This window comes from Geodermatophilus sp. SYSU D00710 (assembly GCF_054050195.1).
On record NZ_JBJGYX010000018.1, the window covers coordinates 1 to 20,416 of the forward strand.

The 20,416-nt window shown below is 74.9% G+C and carries 20 protein-coding genes; 13 read left to right on the forward strand and 7 right to left on the reverse strand.

The window, feature by feature from the left end; all coding sequences use genetic code 11:
- The 5 genes from ACI78U_RS10635 to glfT1 all read left to right on the forward strand — a co-directional run.
- Positions 1 to 689 (forward strand): LGFP repeat-containing protein (locus tag ACI78U_RS10635; protein ID WP_456875276.1); only part of this gene is annotated, 689 nt, incomplete at its 5' end.
- A gap of 372 nt (positions 690 to 1,061) precedes the next feature.
- Positions 1,062 to 2,540, forward strand: coding sequence for a hypothetical protein (locus tag ACI78U_RS10640; RefSeq protein WP_456875277.1), 1,479 nt, complete (start codon positions 1,062 to 1,064; stop codon positions 2,538 to 2,540).
- Between the two features lie 196 nt (positions 2,541 to 2,736).
- Complete coding sequence (wzm, locus tag ACI78U_RS10645) at positions 2,737 to 3,570, forward strand: galactan export ABC transporter permease subunit Wzm/RfbD (RefSeq protein ID WP_456875278.1); 834 nt, start codon at positions 2,737 to 2,739, stop codon at positions 3,568 to 3,570.
- On the forward strand, positions 3,567 to 4,349 hold the full coding sequence (gene wzt, locus ACI78U_RS10650) for a galactan export ABC transporter ATP-binding subunit Wzt/RfbE (protein WP_456875279.1): 783 nt from the start codon (positions 3,567 to 3,569) through the stop codon (positions 4,347 to 4,349). Before wzm ends, wzt begins: the two co-directional genes overlap by 4 nt.
- Positions 4,346 to 5,254, forward strand: coding sequence for a galactofuranosyltransferase GlfT1 (glfT1, locus tag ACI78U_RS10655; protein ID WP_456875280.1), 909 nt, complete (start codon positions 4,346 to 4,348; stop codon positions 5,252 to 5,254). The genes wzt and glfT1 overlap by 4 nt, the downstream gene beginning before the upstream one ends.
- A gap of 81 nt (positions 5,255 to 5,335) precedes the next feature.
- Here glfT1 and ACI78U_RS10660 read toward each other — a convergent pair whose 3' ends face one another.
- Entirely contained in the window at positions 5,336 to 7,300 is a 1,965-nt protein-coding gene (locus tag ACI78U_RS10660) for a glycosyltransferase (RefSeq protein WP_456875281.1), read from the reverse strand.
- A 21-nt stretch (positions 7,301 to 7,321) separates the two neighbouring features.
- Positions 7,322 to 8,509, reverse strand: a complete 1,188-nt coding sequence (glf, locus tag ACI78U_RS10665; protein ID WP_456875282.1) for a UDP-galactopyranose mutase — start codon at positions 8,507 to 8,509, stop codon at positions 7,322 to 7,324.
- Positions 8,510 to 8,679: 170 nt separating this feature from the next.
- Here glf and ACI78U_RS10670 point away from each other — a divergent pair, with 170 nt between their 5' ends.
- Genes ACI78U_RS10670 through ACI78U_RS10685 form a run of 4 tightly spaced genes read left to right on the forward strand, consistent with a single transcriptional unit; the run spans position 8,680 to position 12,668 of the window.
- On the forward strand, positions 8,680 to 9,624 hold the full coding sequence (locus ACI78U_RS10670) for a glycosyltransferase family 2 protein (RefSeq protein WP_456875283.1): 945 nt from the start codon (positions 8,680 to 8,682) through the stop codon (positions 9,622 to 9,624).
- Positions 9,621 to 10,718 (forward strand): mannose-1-phosphate guanylyltransferase, encoded by a 1,098-nt coding sequence (locus ACI78U_RS10675; RefSeq protein ID WP_456875284.1) that lies wholly within the window; start codon positions 9,621 to 9,623, stop codon positions 10,716 to 10,718. The genes ACI78U_RS10670 and ACI78U_RS10675 overlap by 4 nt, the downstream gene beginning before the upstream one ends.
- Positions 10,719 to 10,771: 53 nt before the next feature.
- Positions 10,772 to 11,542: an SDR family NAD(P)-dependent oxidoreductase gene (locus ACI78U_RS10680; protein WP_456875285.1), complete on the forward strand. Its 771-nt coding sequence runs from the start codon at positions 10,772 to 10,774 to the stop codon at positions 11,540 to 11,542.
- A gap of 55 nt (positions 11,543 to 11,597) precedes the next feature.
- Complete coding sequence (locus ACI78U_RS10685) at positions 11,598 to 12,668, forward strand: DNA-3-methyladenine glycosylase family protein (RefSeq protein ID WP_456875286.1); 1,071 nt, start codon at positions 11,598 to 11,600, stop codon at positions 12,666 to 12,668.
- 104 nt (positions 12,669 to 12,772) lie between these two features.
- Here the strand turns inward: ACI78U_RS10685 and rfbA are convergent, their stop codons facing one another.
- The 3 genes from rfbA to cofD are packed head-to-tail and all read right to left on the reverse strand — an operon-like array spanning position 12,773 to position 15,688.
- Positions 12,773 to 13,645, reverse strand: a complete 873-nt coding sequence (gene rfbA, locus ACI78U_RS10690; protein WP_456875287.1) for a glucose-1-phosphate thymidylyltransferase RfbA — start codon at positions 13,643 to 13,645, stop codon at positions 12,773 to 12,775.
- A gap of 29 nt (positions 13,646 to 13,674) precedes the next feature.
- A complete protein-coding gene (locus ACI78U_RS10695; protein WP_456875288.1) occupies positions 13,675 to 14,733 on the reverse strand; it encodes a coenzyme F420-0:L-glutamate ligase in 1,059 nt (352 codons plus the stop codon).
- Positions 14,726 to 15,688, reverse strand: coding sequence for a 2-phospho-L-lactate transferase (gene cofD / locus ACI78U_RS10700; protein ID WP_456875289.1), 963 nt, complete (start codon positions 15,686 to 15,688; stop codon positions 14,726 to 14,728). Before cofD ends, ACI78U_RS10695 begins: the two co-directional genes overlap by 8 nt.
- A gap of 324 nt (positions 15,689 to 16,012) precedes the next feature.
- Between cofD and ACI78U_RS10705 the strand changes: the two genes are divergently transcribed.
- Both ACI78U_RS10705 and ACI78U_RS10710 read left to right on the forward strand, forming a co-directional pair.
- Entirely contained in the window at positions 16,013 to 16,264 is a 252-nt protein-coding gene (locus ACI78U_RS10705; protein ID WP_456875346.1) for a WhiB family transcriptional regulator, read from the forward strand.
- A gap of 151 nt (positions 16,265 to 16,415) precedes the next feature.
- Complete coding sequence (locus tag ACI78U_RS10710; protein WP_456875290.1) at positions 16,416 to 17,363, forward strand: hypothetical protein; 948 nt, start codon at positions 16,416 to 16,418, stop codon at positions 17,361 to 17,363.
- Here ACI78U_RS10710 and ACI78U_RS10715 read toward each other — a convergent pair.
- Positions 17,338 to 18,324 (reverse strand): hypothetical protein, encoded by a 987-nt coding sequence (locus ACI78U_RS10715; protein WP_456875291.1) that lies wholly within the window; start codon positions 18,322 to 18,324, stop codon positions 17,338 to 17,340. The genes ACI78U_RS10710 and ACI78U_RS10715 overlap by 26 nt on opposite strands.
- Positions 18,325 to 18,397: 73 nt before the next feature.
- Between ACI78U_RS10715 and ACI78U_RS10720 the strand changes: the two genes are divergently transcribed.
- Entirely contained in the window at positions 18,398 to 19,291 is an 894-nt protein-coding gene (locus ACI78U_RS10720) for a hypothetical protein (RefSeq protein ID WP_456875292.1), read from the forward strand.
- Positions 19,292 to 19,358: 67 nt separating this feature from the next.
- On the opposite strand, the gene ACI78U_RS10725 is transcribed toward ACI78U_RS10720, so the two are convergent.
- On the reverse strand, positions 19,359 to 19,838 hold the full coding sequence (locus ACI78U_RS10725; RefSeq protein WP_456875293.1) for a metallopeptidase family protein: 480 nt from the start codon (positions 19,836 to 19,838) through the stop codon (positions 19,359 to 19,361).
- A 211-nt stretch (positions 19,839 to 20,049) separates the two neighbouring features.
- On the opposite strand from ACI78U_RS10725, the gene ACI78U_RS10730 reads away from it, so the two are divergent.
- Positions 20,050 to 20,400 (forward strand): DUF3499 domain-containing protein, encoded by a 351-nt coding sequence (locus ACI78U_RS10730; protein ID WP_089402638.1) that lies wholly within the window; start codon positions 20,050 to 20,052, stop codon positions 20,398 to 20,400.
- The last annotated feature ends 16 nt before the right edge of the window (positions 20,401 to 20,416 follow it).

The window sequence follows — 20,416 nt, forward strand, 5'->3', positions numbered from 1 at the left end:
ATGGCTGGGGGGTGGTCACCCCCTTCCAGGTCGGGGACATCTACTGGACCCGGAACACGGGGGCGCACGTGGTGCGCGGCGAGATCCGGGCGGCCTATCGGCGGGCGGGTGCCTCGGGTGGCTTCCTGGGCTACCCGATCACCAGTGAGGCCGGCGCTGCCGGTGGTGGTGCCTTCGTGGACTTCGAGTACGGCTCGCTGTACTGGTCCTCGGCGACCGGGGTGAAGGTGGTGCGGGGCGAGATCCTGAAGGCCTACCGGGCTGCCGGTGGTCCGGGGGTGCTGGGCTATCCGACGGCCGATGAGGGGCCCACGGCCGATGGCTGGGGGGTGGTCACCCCCTTCCAGGTCGGGGACATCTACTGGACCCGGAACACGGGGGCGCACGTGGTGCGCGGCGAGATCCGGGCGGCCTATCGGCGGGCGGGTGCCTCGGGTGGCTTCCTCGGCTACCCGATCACCAGTGACGAGGTGGCGCCTGGCGGCCAGGGGCGCATGACCTCCTTCGCGGGGGGGACGATCTACTGGTCGGCCGCAACCGGTGCCCATGTGCTACGGACGGAGCTGAATGCTGCCTATCTGGCCGCCGGGGGGACGACCGGGTCGTTGGGGTACCCCGTGTCCGACACGTCCGTCATCGCGGGCCAGCAGCGGGCCGATTTCCAGTACGGGACTCTCACCGCTCCCTGAGGAGGGGCTCGCGGGACCAACGGGACAGGTGTGACGAGCACCCCGCGTCGGTCCCGCGAGCCACGGCGGGCGTGCAGGACACACAGATATCGTGGGCTCGCCGTGGCACTCGCCCGGCTGGTCGGACCGAGCACCTGCACGGTCCCCGTGGCCCTGTGCCGTGTGTGCGAGCGCGCGGACTCCGCTCACGAGCCGAACGGCACCCGACCTGATCTCCCGAGGCGGCTCCTCCCAGGCGTCTCCTCCAGCTGAGCACACGGACGGTGGACACCTGTGATCACGACGACGGCGGACGAAACGGAGAGAGCAGCCTCGACCGCAGCGGTCGAGACGGTCGGCCCGCGGACGGTCGACGTCCGATCCGACGTCCTCGTGACCGTCGTGCTCGCCTACCTGGGCCTGCCCGTCCTCCTCCTCGCCGGGTACCTGCACACCCTGGCGGGATGGGCGGCCGCGGTCCTCCTGGTGATCGCACTGGTCTCCGCCGCTCGGAGTCGGCACTCCCCGGACCGCTCCGAGCCGCCTCGCGAGTCGATCGGCCTCCGCTGGAGCCAACTGGCCTTCGTCATCGTGCTGGCCCTCGGCCTCGCGCTGGTCGGAGGGGCCGTTGGCATCGTGGAAGCGCCCTGGGACTGGAACAAGCACAACTCCCTGCTGCACGACCTGACGACGATGCCGTGGCCGGTGACCTACGAGGGCATCGGGAACTCGTCCCTGGTCTACAGCTTCGGCCTCTACCTACCCGCCGCGACGGCGGGCAAGGTGGCCGGCGGGTCCGTCCTGGTCGCCCATGTCGCCCTCTTCCTGTGGCTCGCCCTCGGGTTCGCGATGATCCTGACGCTCCTCAGCGGCTTCTTCGACAAGGGACGACGAGCCCTGTTGGCAGCCGTCGCGCTGCTGGCGTTCGGCGGAGCCGACGTGCTGGGTGCCATGGTCGCCTCCGGCGATGCCGTCCCCAGTGAGTGGTGGATGATGTCGGACGACGTCGTCTTGCAGTACACCGGCAACATCACGGCGCTGTGCTGGGTGCCCCAGCACGCCATCCCGTCGTGGCTCATCGGGATCCTCTTCGTCCGGGCCTGGCCACTGAGGCGGTGGCGCGGAGGCCGCGCTCTCGTGTTCGCCGTCGGCCTGTCGACCTTGTGGTCGCCGTTCGCGGCGATCGGGGGCGCGGTGATCCTGGCGGCACTGCTCCTCAGGCTCGCCGTACAGCGTGTGCCGCTCCGTTGGCGGTCCCTCTGGGTGGAGGTGTGTCTGGGGATCGGCGTGCTCCCGGTCGCGCTCTTCCTGAGCCTCACCAGCGGTGGGCAGGAGATGTCGACGACGGGGATCGGCCCGCGAGAGTACGTCGTGTTCCTCGCCGTGGAGATCGGCCTCTGGGTGGTCCTGGCCCTCTTCTCAGGCCGATACACGTCGGCGCTCGTACCCGTGCTCCTCGTCCTGCTCGTGCTGCCCTTCCTCCGGCTCGGCGAGTACAACGACCTTGCCATGAGAGCGTCGTTGCCTGCCCTCATGGCGCTCAACGTGCTGGCCTGGGTCGGTGCCGTCCGAGGGGCAGCAGCGTCGAACAGGCCGATCGGCCGGATCGCGCTGGTCGTGGTCAGCACCGCGGCCGTGGCCCTGTCCGCGCCGACCTGGTCCTCGGAGGTCGATCGTGTGGTGGGGCAGGCGCCCGCCCTGGAACAGCCCTGGGACGAGACGGTTCCCGTGTTCCTCGAGCGCCTGAACAGCAGCCCGTCGATCTGGGCTCAGTACCTGACGTGCCCCCGAGGTCCGGCTGCGCGGGTCCTGGCACTGGAGGCGTGCCGAGGAGCCGGGGACGCCCCTGCCCCAGGCGGGCCGCAGCCGTGACCGCGGTCGACAGGGCGCGTCGCGACGGGCCTGCCCGGGTCGGACCAGCGGCCAGGCCTGGACTCCGAGCGCGGAACGTCCACCGTGCCTCGACCGCGGTGTCGGCGGGGCCGGCGGGACCCGAGTGGCGAATCGGTCCCGACGGCCTCGCGAGCCGGAGCCGGTGCCCCCTGGCACGCAGGTAGCGTGGATCGCCGTGGCACTCGCACAACCGGCCGGACGGACGTACTCGGCGGCCGTGGCGGACCTCCGGCGCGGCTGGGAGCAGCGCACGCTGTGGGGACACCTCGGCTGGCAGGACATCCGCCAGCGGTACCGGCGCTCGGTCCTCGGCCCGGTCTGGATCACCATCAGCATGGCGGTCACCGCCGTGGCGCTCGGGATCCTGTACTCGGGGCTGTTCGACATCGAGCTGTCGCGGTTCCTGCCGCACGTCCTCGTCGGGTTCATCGTCTGGAACTTCGTCAGCGGGTGCATCAACGAGGGCTCCGAGGTCTTCATCGCCAACGAGGGCCTGATCAAGCACCTGCCGGCGCCGCTGTCGGTGCACGTCTACCGGCTGGTCTGGCGACAGACGCTGTTCCTCGCTCACAACATGATCGTGTACCTGGTCATGCTGCTGGTGTTCCCCCAGCCGCTGAAGTGGACGGCCCTCGCCGTCATCCCGGCCTTCGTGCTGCTCGCCCTCAACGGGGCCTGGGTCTCCCTCGCCGTCGGCGTCATCACCGCCCGGTTCCGCGACATCCTGCCGATCACGCAGAGCGTCGTGCAGCTGGCGTTCTTCCTGACGCCGATCGTGTGGATCTACGACGAACTGGTCAACAGCCCGAACCCCGCCATCGCCGAGCGGGCACGGCTGGCCGAGTTCAACCCCTTCCTGCACTTCGTGGAGATCGTCCGGCGACCGCTGCTGGGTCAGGACCAGGAGCTGCGGTACTGGGTGGTCGTCCTGGCCATCACCGTGGCCGGCTGGGCCTTCACGATGTTCGTGCTGCGCCGCTACCGGTCCCGCGTCTCCTACTGGGTGTGAGCGTGAACGACGTCAACGGGGCCGGCATCGACGGCCCGATCGGGATCACGACCAAGGACGCGTGCGTCGACTTCCCCATCTTCGACGCCAAGAGCCGGTCGTTGAAGAAGACCGTCATGGGCCTGGTCGGGGGCAACATCGACAGCGGCGCCAAGGTGCCTGTCATCGAGGCCCTGCGGGACATCACCCTCACCCTCGACCACGGCGCCCGGGTGGGGCTGGTCGGCCACAACGGTGCCGGCAAGTCCACGCTGCTGCGGCTGCTGTCGGGCATCTACGAGCCGACGCGCGGCATCGCCGAGGTCCGTGGCCGCGTCGCGCCGGTGTTCGACCTCGGCGTGGGCATGGACCCGGAGATCTCCGGGCTCGAGAACATCATGATCCGCGGGTTGTTCCTCGGCATGACCCGCAAGCAGATGCAGGACCGGGTCGACGACATCGCCGACTTCACCGAGCTCGGCGACTTCCTGCACATGCCGCTGCGCACCTACTCCACCGGCATGCGGGTCCGCCTGGCCCTCGGCGTGGTCACCAGCATCGACCCGGAGATCCTGCTGCTCGACGAGGGCATCGGCGCGGTCGACGCCGCCTTCCTCGAGAAGTCCAAGCAGCGGCTCGTCGAGCTCGTGGAGCGCTCCGGGCTGCTGGTGTTCGCCTCGCACTCCGACGAGTTCCTCCGCGAGCTGTGCGACACCGCCATCTGGATGGAGCACGGCCGGGTCAAGCAGCAGGGCGACCTCGACGACGTGCTGCGGGCCTACAAGGGCCTGCCCGCGTGAGCGCCGCGGCCCCGGCCGCGGGGGAGTGCGTCGTCGCCGTCGTCGTCACCCGGCACCGGCGCGAGCTGCTCGCCGAGAGCCTGGCCGCGTTGGCGTCCCAGACCCGCCGCGTCGACCACGTCGTGGTCGTGGACAACGGGCCCGACGAGTCGGCCGCGCGCGTCGTCGCGGCCAGCGGGCTGCCGGCCACGCACCTGCCGAGCAGGCGCAACCTCGGCGGGGCCGGCGGCTTCGCCTACGGCATGCTGCACGCCCTCGCTCTCGGCGCCGACTGGGTGTGGTGCGCCGATGATGACGGCCGGCCCGCGGACGGCACGGTCCTCGCCACCCTGCTCGACGCCGCCCGGCGGCACGGGCTGGCCGAGGTCAGCCCGCTGGTGACCGACATGGCCGACCCCGATCGGCTGGCCTTCCCCCTGCGCCGCGGGCTGCGCTGGCGACGGCAGCGCAGCGACTTCGCGGGCCTGGACCTGCTGCCCCGCTACGCCTCGCTGTTCAACGGGGCGCTGTTCCGCGCCGAGGCCCTCGACGTCGTCGGCGTGCCCGACTACCGGCTGTTCTTCCGCGGCGACGAGACCGAGATCCACCGCCGGATGCTGCGCGCCGGGCTGCCCTTCGGGACCTGTCCGCAGGCGGCCTACCTGCACCCGGAGGGGACGACGGAGTTCGAGCCCATCCTCGGCGGGCGGCTGTCGGCCCAGTACCCGGCCAACGACGTCAAGCGCTACTACACCTACCGCAACCGCGGCTACCTCATGGCCCAGCCGGGCATGCGCTGGCTGCGGCCGCTCGAGACCGTCCGCTTCGGCTGGTTCTTCCTGGTGTCGCGCCGCGACCCGGTCGGCTGGCGGGAGTGGCGGCGGCTCACCCGCGCCGGCCGGCGGGAGCGGCTCACCCGCCGCTGACCCGCTGCCGCACCCCGCGGACGACGAGAGGGCCCCGACCGGATCTCCGGTCGGGGCCCTCTCGTCGTGGCGTCCTGGGGCTCAGACGCGCTCGTAGCCCCACTCCTCGAAGGCGGTGCTCCAGCTGTCCATCGAGGTCAGCTCACCGGCCGCGGCCCGGTAGCGGCGCTGCAGGTCGGGGAACTCCGCCGACATCCGGCGCAGCAGCTGCCCCGAGGTGGCCGCCAGCCGGCGGAAAGTCGCCGGGTCGCGGCGGCGGAAGGTGACCCCGCGGCCGTCGGCGGTCCCGACCGTGGCGCTGTCGAGCCGGGAGAGCAGGAACCACCGCGCGTCCTGGAAGGCCAGGTTCAGCTGCGGGGTCTCCATGTTCTCCGGGTCGACCGGGCGGGCGTTGTGCACCAGCGCCTTGACCAGGGTCTTGCCGATCTGCAGCGGCTTGACCGGGATCCGGCGGAAGCGCACCGCCTTGGCCGTCGGCATCGAGGGCAGAGGCAGGTCCGCGGAGGAGGGCAGCACCTGGCCGTCGGCGTGGGTGGCGCGCACCTCGCGGGCCTTGACCACGGACCCCGGCATGCCGGGGAAGAGCGCCTCTGGGCCGGCGAGGAAGTCGCGGTAGGCGAGGTGGTGCAGCTCGACGGTCGAGTACTGCAGGTTGATGAGAAACCGCAGGTCGGCCTTGAGCATCTCGCGGAAGAGCTTGCCGCCGTGCCGGTACGGCGAGTGCAGCGCCGCGGCGACCAGCCGGTTGCGGATGTGGAAGTAGGCCTGCCAGTCGCTGGCGTCGTCCTTGTCGCCCCAGGAGAGGTGCCAGATGGCGGTGCCCGGCAGCGACGCGGTGGGGAAGCCGGCGGCGAAGGCCCGCAGGCCGTACTCGGCGTCGTCCCACTTGATGAACACCGGCAGCGGCATGCCGATCTCGTCGACGACGGTGCGGGGGATCAGGCACATCCACCAGCCGTTGTAGTCGACGTCGATGCGCCGGTGCAGGTCCGGCGACTCGCGCAGCGTGTCCTTGCCGAAGTCGTGGTGGTACTCGGTGTTCGGCGCGTTGGTCCAGAAGAACGTCTCGCGGTCGACGATCTCGCCCATGCTGTGCAGCACCGAGCGGTTCTGCAAGGCCAGCATCTGCCCGCCCACGAGCATCGGGCTCTTGGCGTAGACGGCGAAGGCGCGGGCCCGCAGGAGGCTGTCGGGCTCGATCATGATGTCGTCGTCGAGCAGCACGACGTGAGTGGCGTCGCTGCGGGTGAACGCCTCGTGCATGGTGCGCGCGAAGCCGCCGCTGCCGCCGAGGTTGGGCTGCTCGACCACACGCAGCCGGTCACCGAGAGCGTCCTTCACCTCGGCGTAGCCGGCGGCGTCCTTCACGTGGTTGTTGCCCTGGTCGGCGATGGTGACCAGGGACAGCCGCTCGAGCACCGCGGGGTCCTCGACCAGCGCCCTGGCCGCGGCCAGCGCGTCGACGGGACGGTTGTAGGTGCAGATGCCGACGGCCAGCCGGGGCTCCTCGGCCGGCGCCTGGGGGGCGTACCAGCCGGCCTCGCGGATCTCGGTCTCGCTCTCGGCGGTGACGTCGAACCAGTACCAGCCGCCGTCGATGAACGGCGCGAGGTCCAGCTCGAAGTCGACGGTCCGCTCCCCGTCCTGGTGCGAGACGCCGGTGACGTGCATCGACTCGCCGTCGGCCTTGGAGCGGTAGACGTCGATGCGGCAGGTGCCGGCGACGGTGACCCGCAGGACGATCGAGCCCAGCACGCTCCACCGCCGCCAGTAGCTGGCCGGGAACGCGTTGAAGTACGTGGCGAAGGAGACCTCGGAGCCGGCCGCGATGACGCCGGAGTGGCGGCCGTCCTGCTGCACGCGGGTGGTCGCGTTCTCCTCGTCGAGGTAGAGGCTGCGGACCTTGAGCTGGTCGGCCGGCCGCGGCATGAGGACCCGCTGGACGAGGGTGACGGCCTTGTCGGGCCTGAGGTCGGTCTCCACCGGCTCGCTGACGGCGTCCGGCTTGACCGGTGCGTCGGCGACCTGCGGCGTGGTCGTCGTCATGGGGAGCGTCAGTCCTCGCTGTCAGTCGTCGAGGCGGCCGTCGAGCGAGCCGCCCTCGTCGAAGAAGGGCCGGATGCGGTTGTCGAACATGCTCAGTGCCGACCCGATGGCCATGTGCATGTCCAGGTACTTGTAGGTGCCCAGCCGGCCGCCGAAGAGCACACGCTTCTCCGCGGCCTCCTTCTTGGCCAGCTCCCGGTAGCGCTCGAGCTTGGCGCGGTCCTCGGGGGTGTTGATCGGGTAGTACGGCTCGTCGCCGGTCTCGGCGAAGCGCGAGAACTCCCGGACGACGACGGTCTTGTCCGTCGGGTAGTCCCGCTCCGGGTGGAAGTGCCGGAACTCGTGGATCCGGGTGAAGGGCACGTCCTCGTCGGCGTAGTTCATGACCGAGGTGCCCTGGAAGTCACCGATCGGCAGGACCTCGGTCTCGAAGTCCAGCGTGCGCCAGCCGAGCTCGCCGGCCTCGTAGTCGAAGTACTTGTCGATCGGGCCGGTGAAGACCGTCGGCACGTCTGCGGGCAGCTCGTCGCGGACCTCGAAGTAGTCCGTCGACAGCCGCACCTCGATGTTCGGGTGGTCGGCCATCCTCTGCAGCCACGCGGTGTAGCCGTCCTTCGGGAGGCCCTCGTACGTGTCGTTGAAGTACCGGTTGTCGAACGTGTAGCGCACGGGGAGGCGCGCGATGACCGCGGCCGGCAGCTCGGTGGGGTCGGTCTGCCACTGCTTCTTGGTGTAGCCGCGGATGAACGCCTCGTAGAGGGGGCGGCCGATCAGGGAGACCGCCTTCTCCTCGAGGTTCTGCGCGTCGGCGGTGTCGATCTCACCGGCCTGCTCGGCCACCAGCGCCCGGGCCTCGGAGGGGGAGTAGCTGCGCTCGAAGTACTGGCAGATCGTGGCCAGGTTGATCGGCAGCGAGTAGGTCCTCCCCTGGTAGATGGAGTAGACCTTGTGCTGGTAGTTCGTGAACTCGGTGAACTGGTTGACGTACCGCCAGACCCGCTCGTTGGACGTGTGGAACAGGTGGGCGCCGTAGACGTGCACCTCGATGCCCGTCTCGGGCTCGGGTGCGGAGTAGGCGTTCCCACCGATGTGGTCGCGTCGGTCGAGGACGAGCACGCGCTTGTCCAGCTGGCTGGCCACCCGTTCCGCGACGGTCAGCCCGAAGAAGCCGGAACCGACGACGACGAGGTCAGGTCTCGCTGAGGTCACGCCTGGCGACTGTACCGGCGCAGCCCGTCGGCCTCAGGCTGCCGCGGAGGTGTGGGGGGCCTGTCGTGACGGGACCGTCCCCCTCGTCCCACCGGCCACACGAGAGCCCTGCCGCACCGCCGTCGGGGCACGCTCGGGGAGGCGCGCCGCGGCGCCTCTACAGTCGGCCCGTGCCCGGCCCCGCTGACGACCCACCGATGCGCGTGGTGGCGGTGACGTACTCCCCGGGCGAGGCGCTGGAGGGGTTCGTCACCTCCCTGGCGAAGGCCACCGACCACCCGGTCGAGGTGGTGCTGGCCGACAACGGCTCCACCGACGGCGTCCCCGAGCGGGTGGTGGCCCGCCACCCGCACGTGCGGTTGCTGCGCACCGGGGGCAACGTCGGCTACGGCGCCGCGGTCAACGCGGGCCTGGCCGGGGCGCCCGGTCGGTACGCGCTGGTGGCCAACCCCGACGTCCGCTTCGAGCCCGACGCCGTCGACGAGCTGCTCGCCGTCGCCGCCCGCTGGCCGCGGGCGGCCACCGTCGGCCCGGCGATCCGCACGCCCGAGGGCGAGCTCTACCCCTCCGCCCGCGACCTGCCGCGGCTGTCGACCGGCGCCGGGCACGCGCTCTTCGGCTGGGCCTGGCCGGGCAACCCGTGGACGGCGCGCTACCGCCGCGAGCGGGAGGCGCCGCGCGAGCGCACCGCCGGGTGGCTGTCGGGCTCGTGCTTCCTCGTCGACCTCGAGGCGTTCCGGGCGGTCGGCGGCTTCGACCCCGGCTACTTCATGTACTTCGAGGACGTCGACCTCGGCGAGCGCCTCGGCCGCGCCGGCTACCTGCACGTGTACGCGCCCAGTGCCGTCGTGGTCCACGAGGGCGGGCACGCCACCCGGCGCGAGCCGCACCGCATGCAGCGGGTCCACCACACCAGCGCGCTGCGCTACCTCGCCGGCCGGTACCCCGGCCGCCGCCACGCGCCGCTGCGTGCCGCGCTCCGGGCCGGGCTGGGCGGCCGGATGCTGGTGTCCTACGTCAGCGGCCGGGTGGCCGCGGGAGCGCGCTTCCAGCGCCGTGCCGACGACGTCGGCCGGGCCGCCCGGGCCCGCGCGCGGAGGGGAGCTGGGGCATGAGGCACGCCGTCGTCATGGCCGGCGGCTCGGGTACCCGGCTGTGGCCGCTGTCGCGGTCGGCCCGGCCCAAGCAGCTGCTCGACGTCGTCCAGGACGGCGACGGGGGCGCGCACAGCCTGCTGGCCGAGGCGTTCGCCCGGCTGGAGACCGTGCTGCCGGCCGAGCGGATCTGGGTGTGCACCGCCGCGCGCTACGGCGACGGGGTGCGGGCGGCGCTGCCGCGGCTGCGGCCCGACCGCCTGGTGCTCGAGCCGGTGGCCCGCGACACCGCCAACGCCGTCGGGCTGGCCGCCGCGCTGGTGGCCGAGGCCGACCCCGACGCCGAGCTCGCCGTGGTCAGCGCCGACCACGTCATCCGGCCGGTCGAGCGGTTCGCCGCCGCGCTGGGCACCGCCTACGACGCCCTGGCCGTCCGTCCGCGGGCGCTGGTCACCCTCGGCATCCGGCCCACCGCGCCGGCCACCGGGTTCGGCTACGTGCGCCGCGGCCCCGCCACCGAGGTGCCCGGGGTCGCCGAGGCGGCGGCGTTCAAGGAGAAGCCCGACCGCGCCACGGCGGAGGGCTACCTCGCGTCCGGGGAGTACCTGTGGAACTCGGGCATGTTCGTCTGGCGGGCGCGCACCGTGCTCGACGCGCTCGCCGACCACCTGCCCGCGACGGCGGAGGGCCTCGCGCGGGTGGTGGCCGCCCCGGCCGGGCCGGCGCGCGACGCCGTCCTCGCCGAGGTCTTCCCCACGCTGCCGAAGACGAGCGTCGACTACGCGGTCCTCGAGCCCGCGGCCACCGAGCCGGGCCGGGTGCTGGTCGCCGACCTCGACGTCGAGTGGCTCGACGTCGGCTCCTGGCCGGCGCTGGCGCAGACGCTGCCGCGGGTGGGGGAGGACGCCGTCGGCGGGCTGGCCGTGACCCTCGACAGCGCCGGCAACATCGTCTTCAGCGACGACCCCGGGCACCTGGTGGCGCTGGTCGGCGTCCGCAACAGCGTCGTCGTGGCCACCGCCGACGTCACGATGGTCTGCCCGGTGGGCGACGCCGAGCGGGTCAAGCAGCTGCTGGCCGCCGTCGAGGAGCGCTTCGGCCCCCGCTACAGCTGAGCGGCGGGGAACCCGGCGCGGTGATCGTCGCCGGGCGTGGTGGGATGCCGGGCATGCAGAGCTTCGACGTCGCAGCTGTCGTGTCCGGCGGGGCCTCGGGCCTCGGGGAGGCCACCACCCGCGCGCTCGCCGCGCGGGGGGCCGCGGTCACCATCGTCGACCTCAACGAGGAGCGGGGGAAGGCGCTGGCCGCCGAGCTGGGCGGGCACACGACCTTCGTCCGCACCGACGTCACCGACGAAGGTCAGGTGGCCGCGGCCGTCGAGGACGCCACCGGCAAGGACCGGCCGCTGCGGATCGCGGTGAACTGCGCCGGCATCGGCTGGGCGCAGCGCACCGTGGGCAAGGGCAACGTCGCCCACGACCTCGACCCGTTCCTGCGCACCGTGATGGTGAACCTGGTCGGCACCTTCAACGTGCTGCGGCTGGCCGCCGCGGCGATGGCGGCCACCGAGCCGGAGGAGGACGGCGAGCGCGGCGTCGTGGTCAACACCGCCTCGATCGCGGCCTTCGACGGGCAGATCGGCCAGGTCGCCTACGCCGCGTCCAAGGGCGGGATCGTCGGGATGACCCTGCCCGCGGCCCGTGACCTGTCCAGCGTCGGCGTGCGGGTGTGCACCATCGCGCCCGGCCTGGTCGACACCCCGCTGCTCGGCGGGCTGCCCGAGGAGGCGCGCACGGCGCTGGCCAACGGCATCCCGTTCCCCAAGCGGCTGGGCCGCCCCGACGACTTCGCGCAGCTGGCGCTCGGCATCATCGAGCACGGCTACCTCAACGGCGAGACCATCCGCATGGACGGCGCCCTGCGCATGGCCCCGCGCTGACCGCGAACGCCTGCTGAGGCGCAGGACCGCTCTCCCTCTTCCCCGGAGACCCCGCGTGACCACCTCCCTGCCGGCCGCGACCCCGCCGGTACCCGCACCCCGCCCCGACCCGGCACCCGCCGGCACGGGCGCCGACGCCGACTTCGCCGACTGCTGGCGGCCGGACTGGCCGGTCGACCTCCGGGGGGTGCTGTACCCGCACCAGCGCAGCGCCGGCGATCCGGCGATGCAGTGGGAGGGGGACGCCGTCTGGCGGACGACGACCACCCCCTGCGGCCCGGCGACCGTGCGGATCACCCACCGGGCCGGCGAGGTGCGGGTGCTGGCGTGGGGGCCGGGCGCCGAGTGGGCCGGCACGGCGGTGCCCGGCTGGCTGGGCGCGGACGACGACCCGGCGGGCTTCGACCCCGACTGCCACCCGCTGGTGCGCGAGCTCGCCCGCCGCACGCCCGACCTGCGGCTGGGCCGCACCGGCCGCACGTGGGACGCGCTGGTGCCGGCGGTCCTCGAGCAGAAGGTCACCGTGGTCGAGGCGCACCGCGTCTGGCGGGCGCTGCTGCGGCTGGCCGGCGACCCCGCGCCCGGACCGGCCCCCGCGGGCATGCGGGTGCTGCCCTCGCCCCGTCGACTGCGGGAGGTCACCGACTGGGCGTGGCACCGCTGCGGCCTCGACGGCGCCCGCCGGCGCGCGCTGCTGCACGTCGCCTCGGTCGCCCACGCCCTCGAGCCCGGCGAGGACTGCGACTCCCCGGCGCTGCAGCGGCGGCTGCGGACCGTCCCCGGGATCGGCGTGTGGACCGCGGCGGAGGTCGTGCAGCGCACCCACGGCTGCCCCGACACGGTCAGCTACGGCGACTACCACCTCAAGAACCTGGTCGGCTGGTCGCTGGCCCGCCGCAAGACCGACGACGACGGGATGATGGTGCTGCTCGAGCCCTGGCGCGGGCACCGGCAGCGGGTGGTCCGGCTGCTGCGCCTGGGCGGGAGCATGCCGCCCCGGGGGGGGGGGGGGGGGGGGGGGGGGGGGGGGGGGGGGGGGGGGGGGGGGGGGGCGGGGGCGGGGGGGGGGGGGGGGGGGGGCCGGGGGGGACCTGCCCCCCCCCCCAGGAACAACCCCCCAATCTGACCCCGCGCCGACCTCCCGCGCCGGAGGGCGGCCGCCCTCGTGGTGGGCCGTGAGGGAGGACGCCCGACGATCAGGTCACCTGATCCCGGCGGGGCGGGGCGGGCTCAGCGGTGGCCGTCCTCCAGCAGGCCGAGCAGGTAGGCGCCGTAGCCGCTCTTCGCCAGCGGCTCCGCGGCGCGGCGCAGGCCGTCGTCGTCGAGCCAGCCCTGCCGCCAGGCGACCTCCTCGATGCAGCCCACCTTGAGGCCCTGCCGCTCCTCGACCACCGACACGAACTCCGTCGCCTGACGCAACGAGGCGAAGGTCCCGGTGTCCAGCCAGGCCGTGCCGCGGTCCAGCACGGTGACGGTGAGCCGGCCCTCGTGCAGGTAGTGCTCGTTGACCGCGGTGATCTCCAGCTCGCCGCGGGCGCTGGGCCGGATCGAACGGGCCACGTCCACCACCCCGGCCTCGTAGAAGTACAGCCCCGGGACGGCGTAGGAGCTCTTGGGCCGGGCCGGCTTCTCCTCGATGGACAGCACCCGGCGCGCCCGGTCGAACTCCACGACGCCGTAGTCGGCCGGGTTGGCCACGTGGTAGGCGAACACGTGCCCGCCGTCGGGCGCGGGCAGCCGGCCCAGCGCCGTGCCGAGGCCCGCGCCGTAGAAGATGTTGTCGCCGAGGACCAGGGCCACCGGCTGGTCCCCGACGAAGTCGGCGCCGATGAGGAAGGCCTGCGCCAGCCCCTCGGGCCGCTCCTGCACGGCGTACTCCAGCCGCATGCCCAGCCGGCTGCCGTCGCCCAGCAGCGCGCGGAACGCGGCCTGGTCGCCCGGGGTGGTGATCACCAGCACCTCGCGGACGCCGGCCATCATCAGCGTGGAGAGCGGGTAGTAGACCATCGGCTTGTCGTAGACCGGCATCAGCTGCTTGCTGACCGCCTGCGTGATCGGGAACAGACGGCTGCCGGTGCCCCCGGCCAGGATGATGCCGCGCATGACGGCGGACGCTACCGACGGCGGCGTGCTCAGACCCGGGGGGAGCCGAGCCACAACCTCCCGACGAGGGAGGAACCGCCCGGCGTGCCCACCGGCTCCCAGCGGGTCGCCCAGCCCTCGGCGTGCAGTTGCACCACCACCGCCCCGAGCAGCGCCCCCAGGTTGACCGCCGCGGTGGTGGTGGCCCGCTCGGGCAGGTGCACGTCGACGACGCCGTCGCCCTCCCCGCCGTGCCGCAGCACCACCGGGAACTCCGGCAGCGCAGCGCTGGCCACCCGGAACGCCGCGGCCACCGCCTCCCGGTCGCCGTCGCGGGGCACCAGGTCGGCCTCGGGCCGCCGGCCGGCCACCAGGTCGCGGCTGCCGTAGGGGAACAGGTCGCCGGGCCCGAGCCGCACCAGCGCCCGCGCGCCGAGGTCCTCGGCGACGGGTGCGAGGGCCAGCCCGCGCACGACGGCGACCGGCACGCCGTCGAGCTTGCCCTTGACCAGGTCGGCGGCCGAGGCCAGCTCGTCGACGACGGCGACCTGTGTGGTCTCCAGCCGGTTGCCGTGCGCGTCGACCGCGCCGCGGTGGTCGGTCAGCGGCGCGATGCCGGCGGACCCGACCGCGACGTCGGTCAGCCCCTCCCGCCAGGTCCGGCCGAAGGTGTCGCTGACCACCACCGCCACGTCGACGCCCAGCAGCTCCCGCAGCCGGGCGCGCAGGCGGCGGGCGGAGGCGTCGCCGTCCTCGGGCAGCAGGACGAGGGCGTCACCGGGCACGTTGGAGGCGTCGATGCCGGCGGCGGCCACCACCCAGCCGTGCCGGGTCTCGACGATCCGCAGCGGCCCGCGGCGGGCGACCACGCGCACCGTCTCGGCGTCGATGGCCCGCTGCCGGACCGCCTCCCGGTCGGCGCCCGGCGGCACCGGCACCACCCGGCCCTCCACCTTGGACACGACCTTGGAGGTGACGACGACGACGTCGCCGTCGGCCAGCCAGGGTGCGGCGCCGGCGACCGCCGCGGCCAGGTCGTCGCCGGCGGTGAACTCCGGCAGCCCGCGGACCGGCAGGACCCGCAGGCCGTCCTCGGGCGGCTCAGCCACGGACCGGGACCCCGGCGGCGTCCAGCGCGGCCCGGGCCATCGCGGCGGTGGCCTCCGGCGAGCTCATCAGCAGCGGCACGGCACGCACGTCGACGCCGGGCACCTCGGCGGGATCCCCGGTGTGCACCAGCCAGGCGTCGAGCAGACCGCCGTCGGACCGCGCCCCGTAGTGGCGGCCCACGCCCTCGGCGCTGACCTCGACGCCGAGCACCGGCAGGCAGCGGTCGGCCATCCCGCGGACCACCCCGCCGGCGACGACGGGGGAGACGCCGACGACGCGGCCGGGGGCGGCGCGCAGCGCATCGCGCAGGCCGGGCACGCCGAGGACCGTGCCGATGGACACGACCGGGTTGGACGGGGCCAGGACGACGGCGTCGGCGCGGGCCAGCGCCTCGACCACGCCCGGCGCCGGGCGGGCCTGCTCGGCGCCGACCTGCACGAAGGCGTGCGGCTGCGGCTCGGCGCGGTGGCGCACCCACCACTCCTGGAAGTGGATCGCGCTGCGGCGCCCGGTGCCGGGGTCGTCGACGACGACGTGGGTCTCCACCCGCTGGTCGCTCATCGGCAGCACCCGGACGCCCGGCTGCCAGCGGTCGGCCAGCGCGGCGGTCACGTCGGAGAGCGGGTAGCCGGCGTCGAGCATGCGGGTGCGGACCAGGTGGGTGGCGAGGTCGCGGTCCCCCAGGCCGAACCAGGTCGGCTCGGCGCCGTAGGCGGCCAGCTCCTCCTTGACCGTCCAGGACTCCCCGGCCCGGCCCCAGCCCCGCTCCGGGTCGATGCCGCCGCCGAGGGTGTAGACGACGGTGTCGAGGTCGGGGCAGATGCGCAGGCCGTGCAGGGTGACGTCGTCGCCGGTGTTGACCACCGCGGTGATCGACCCGGGCGGGGCGACGTCCCGCAGGCCGGTGAGGAAACGGGCCCCTCCGACGCCACCGGCGAGCACGACGATCTCCACGAAAGTCATCGTGCCCCATGGGCAGTTGTCCACTGTTCGACGGGCGTGTCGGGTACGTGCACGAGAAGTGACGAACGATCCGTGACGGGTGTGACGGCTGTGGTCGAGCGCTTACACCGGGCGCAGTTGACGCTCGGGCAACGACACGCGTGTAATTCCGGCGGTGTGAGGGGCGGGGCAGCGCCGGGGACGGACCCGGTGCCCGACGCCCCGGACGACAGCGAGAGGGGACGCATCGTCATGGCAGAGGTCTCGTGGCTGAGTGACTACGTCAGCGGGGCGGACCGGACCGGCCGGAGTGCCGGGTCCGCCGACCAGGGGCTGATGGGGATGCTCGGCATGGGCCTGACCGACGACGTCGCGTCCTGGCAGGAGCGCGCGCTGTGCGCCGAGACCGACCCGGAGGCGTTCTTCCCCGAGAAGGGCGGCTCGACCCGGGAGGCGAAGAAGATCTGCACCGGCTGCGAGGTCAAGGCCGAGTGCCTCGACTACGCGCTCGCCAACGACGAGCGGTTCGGCATCTGGGGCGGGCTCTCCGAGCGGGAGCGCCGCCGCCTGCGCCGCCGCGCCATCTGAACGCAGGCCCCGGCAGGGGCCGAACGGGACCGTCCGACACACCGCCGTGCGACATCCCCCGTCCACTCCCGCAGCCCCCGACGGCACCGCCGTCGGGGGCTGCGGCGTCCCCGGGCCGGGGGTGCCGGAGGCCGCGTGGTCGGATGGAGGGGTGCGCCCCGGTCCCGGTCCCACGGCGGGACGGGAGACCCGCGTCGTGCTGGGCCGGGCGCGGGTGGCCCACGAGGTCCGTGCCGCGGTGCCGCTCGCGCGCAGCGTCCGGTCCCCGCTGACCGCGTCGGCGCCCTGGCTGACCACGGTGCTGGCGGTGCAGGCCGCCCACCGGCGGCCCCGGCTGCTGCCCGCCGCGGTGGTGGTCGGGCCCCACCGGTCGGCCCGGCCCGACGCGCTGGCCCTGCTCGCCCTCGCCTCCGCCGGCCCGGTGGTCACCGCCACGCTGCTCGGCGACGGCCTGCCCGTCCCCGGCGGCCGGCCCGCCGCCCGGCTGCCCGCCCGGGACGACGACGCCGCCGCGCTGCTGGCCGCCGGCGTCCTCGGCCTGCTGACCTCGTTCCGCCGGCCCTGGCGGCTGCGACTGGCCGGGCTGCCGCTGGGCGACCCGACCGTGCGCGCGTTGGCCCGGCTGCGGCCCGACGCGGTCGTGGCCACCACCCGCAGCCGGCGGCTGGTCGACGACCTCGACGCCCTCGCCGCCGCCACCGGCGCCCGGGTCGAGCGCAGCCGGGACGCCCGCGCGCTCGACGCCGCCCTGCCGGCGCTGCTCGCCGGCGAGCGCGACCCCCGGGCCCGCGACCTGGTGCGCGCCGCGGCCCGCCTGCACGCCGCCGTCGGCCGCCTCGAGGTCGCCACGGTGACCGACGGCGGCCGGCTGCGCGGGGGCCTGCTCACCCTGCTCGACGGCGACCCCCCCGGGGGCGGCGGCCCGGCCGGCGCGGACCGGCTGCCCTGGTGGGGGCACGCCGAACCCGGGGGCCTGCGCGAGGAGACCGGCGCCCCGCTGGTCGGCGTCTCGGTGGGCGGCCGCGGCCGGGTGGTGCGCGCGGTGGCCGACCGCGCGCTGCGGCTGCTGCCGGTCAGCCCGCGACGCGGATCCGGCTGAGCAGGGGATCGCGCAGTGACTCCGCCCGCTCGGTGCCGAGGAACAGCGTCCCCTCGGCGCGCGCCTCGCCGTCGCGCAGCCGCGCGGCCGGGGCCACCGTGACGCTGAGGTCGTAGACCCGGCCGGTGTAGACCGGGGGTGTCCCGGCCGGCCGCGTGTAGGTGGGGAACCGTCCGGCCAGCCGCAGGGCGTCGCCGTCGCGGGTCACGGCCAGCGCCGGGGTGGGCAGGTCGGCGTACTCGGCGCCGGTGGGCGTGCAGCCGGCCGGCTCCGGGTCGCGCGGCGCGGTGGTGCCCAGGCAGTTCCAGGTGGGCAACCGCAGGTGCGCCAGCGCCGTGCCGTCCTCGCCGACGGTCACGCTCACCGCCGGGTAGGTGGCGGTCACCCCGACCGCGCGCCGCTCGAGCACCAGGCCGCCGAGGGCCAGCCGGGCGCTCACCCCGTCGTCGCCGAGGGGGACCGACCGGGCGGCGAGCCATCCGGCGCCCTGCTCCCCGGGCAACGGGTCGGTGGGCACCGGGGGCAGGTCGGGCGGGCGGGTCGTCGGCGTGGCGGGCGGCGGGGACGGGGGAGCGGCCGCCGGGGGAGGAGCAGCCGCGGGCGCCTCGCCGCGGCCGGAGCCCAGGGCGAGCGCGGCCAGGACGGCGACCAGCGCCAGCGCCGCCGCGGTGAGCGCGGCGACCGTGCGGACGGCGGCACCGTCGCCGGCCGGGGCGGCCGGAGGCGGCTCCGGCCGCGCGGGAGCGGGACGGGGCGGCGTCCCCGGCGGCGCCTCGAGGAACCCGGGGAGGTCGTCGTGCGCCCACCGTCGGGTGACGGCCGGCGCCTCGGCGGGAGGTGGGGGGTCGGGCGGGGCGGCGCCCCGCGGCCGGGTGCGGACCAGGAGCACCGCCACGGCGGTGAGGGCCGGCAGCGCCCCGCCGAGCACCACCCAGGCGGCGAGCGGCGCGGGGGAGTCCATCCCCCGCAGCATCGCAGGGCACCGGCCCGACCGTCTGCGTGCGGCACGCCGCGAGCCCTGACACGATCCCCCGGTGGCCGAGAGCGGGACGACGTCGTCCGGGATCCGCGACCGCGTGACCTCGCTGCTCGCCGAGCTCGGCGTCGCCCAGCCCGTCCTGGCCGTCGCCGACCTCAGCGCCCGCCTCGGCGTGGTGCAGGGCGTGCTGGCCGACCGGGTCCTCGACCTCGCCGTCACCGAGAGCGGCCGACGCCGGCTGCGCGCGGAGCTGCGCGGACGGCGCTGGGCCGAGGAGCGGCAGGTCGGCGTCCCCGAGGTGCTCGCCGCCGCCGACGACGGCCGCTGGCTGCTGTCGCGCCGGGTCCACCCCGGCCCCTCCGGCGGGCCGCGGTGGACGGCGGCGGCGGTCGAGACCGCGGTGCGGATCGCGCCGCTGCCGGTCCCGCCGGGGCAGCCCTGGTCGCCGCCGTCGGGTCCCGCGCTGCGCCGGGCGCGGGCCTCCGTGGGCGACACCGGCCGGCTGCTGCGCGGCGGGCTGCGCCTGGGCGAGCTGCGCGCGGTCCGGGCCGCTGCCGCACAGCTGCCGCTGTCGGAGGTCGGCCACGGCGACTACCGCGCCGCCAACCTCGTCCTCGACGGCGACGCCCCCGAGGGCGAGGAGCGGCTGGTCGTCCTCGAGTGGTCCGGCGTGCGCGCCGCGCCGCGCCACCGCGACCTGCTCACCCTGTGGGCCACCACGCCGGACGCGCAGGACCGGGCACAGGTCGGCGAGGTCGTGCTCTCACGCACCGCCGGCTGGGAGGAGCCCGACGTCGGCCTGCTCTGGCACGCCGTGGCCCTGGAGCAGCTGGTGGCCCGGCTGACCCGGGCCGACCGCGGCGACGGGCTGGACGTCGCCTTCGCCCGCGCCCGCCTCGACGAGGCGCGCCGGATGGCCGAGGAGCTCGGCAGCCCGGTCGAGAGGTGACGGAACGGCCCCCTCGCGGGGGCCGCCGCGAGCGGAGCGAGGCGTGGGGGGCGAGGAGGTCCGTCCTTCAGCCTGTGGGGTCGATCTCCTCCGGGTCGCGGCCGAGCAGCACCGCCACCTGGTCGACGACGACGTCGCGGACGAGGTCGGCGAGGTCGTCGCGGTCGTGCGCCCGGATCTCCAGCGGCCGCCGGTAGACGACGATCCGCGCCGGCACGTCGCGGCCGTCCTCGCGGTGGGCGGGCAGCACGCGCGCCAGCGGCACCGTCGCGTCGTCCAGGACGTCGGGGTCGAGGACCACCTCGTCGGGGCTGGTGTGGTCGACCCAGGGCACGTCCTCGACGGCGAACTCGACACCGGCCAGCTCGCGCTCCCAGCGCCGCTCGATGTCCTCGACCGCGTCCAGGACGAGGTCGTCGAACTGCTCGGCGCGGCTGCGCGACAGCGGCACCTCCTCGGGCACCAGGCGTCCCCGCAGGCCCCGGCCGTGCCGGTCGCGACGGGAGCGGGCAGGACCGGAGGAGGGGCGCTTCGCGGGTCGGCTCATGGCGGGGCGAGCGTACGGCGGACCAGAGGACGCGGGCAGCGCCCGCGGGCGACGCGGGGTCCGCGGCGACCCGCCGACCCCGCCCGCGAGCCGCCCCCTGCCGGGGCGCACGGGGACGTCGGGTTGGATGGGAGAGGAGGTGCAGCGGGCGGTGCGCCTGCTCGCCGCGACCCCCGCGCGCGGCTACTGTGCCTCGCGTGAGGAACCGGTGGTGAGGCAGTCTCGTCGCTGCTCGCGCAGCGGCTGCGCGCAACCGGCGGCGGCGACGCTGACCTACGTCTACGCGGAGTCGACCGCCGTCGTGGGCCCGTTGGCCACGTTCTCGGAACCGCACAGCTACGACCTCTGCGAGTTCCACGCCGAGCGGCTGACCGTGCCGCGGGGCTGGGAGGTCGTCCGGCACGAGATCGACGTCGAGGACTCCGGCCCGACCGGCGACGACCTGCTCGCGCTGGCCGACGCCGTCCGGGAGGCGGCCCGGCCCGAGCCCCCGCGCGCCCCGGCCGACGACGGCCGCGGCACCCGCCGCGGCCACCTGCGGGTCCTGCCCGACCTGGACTAGCTGTCGCGACCAGGGA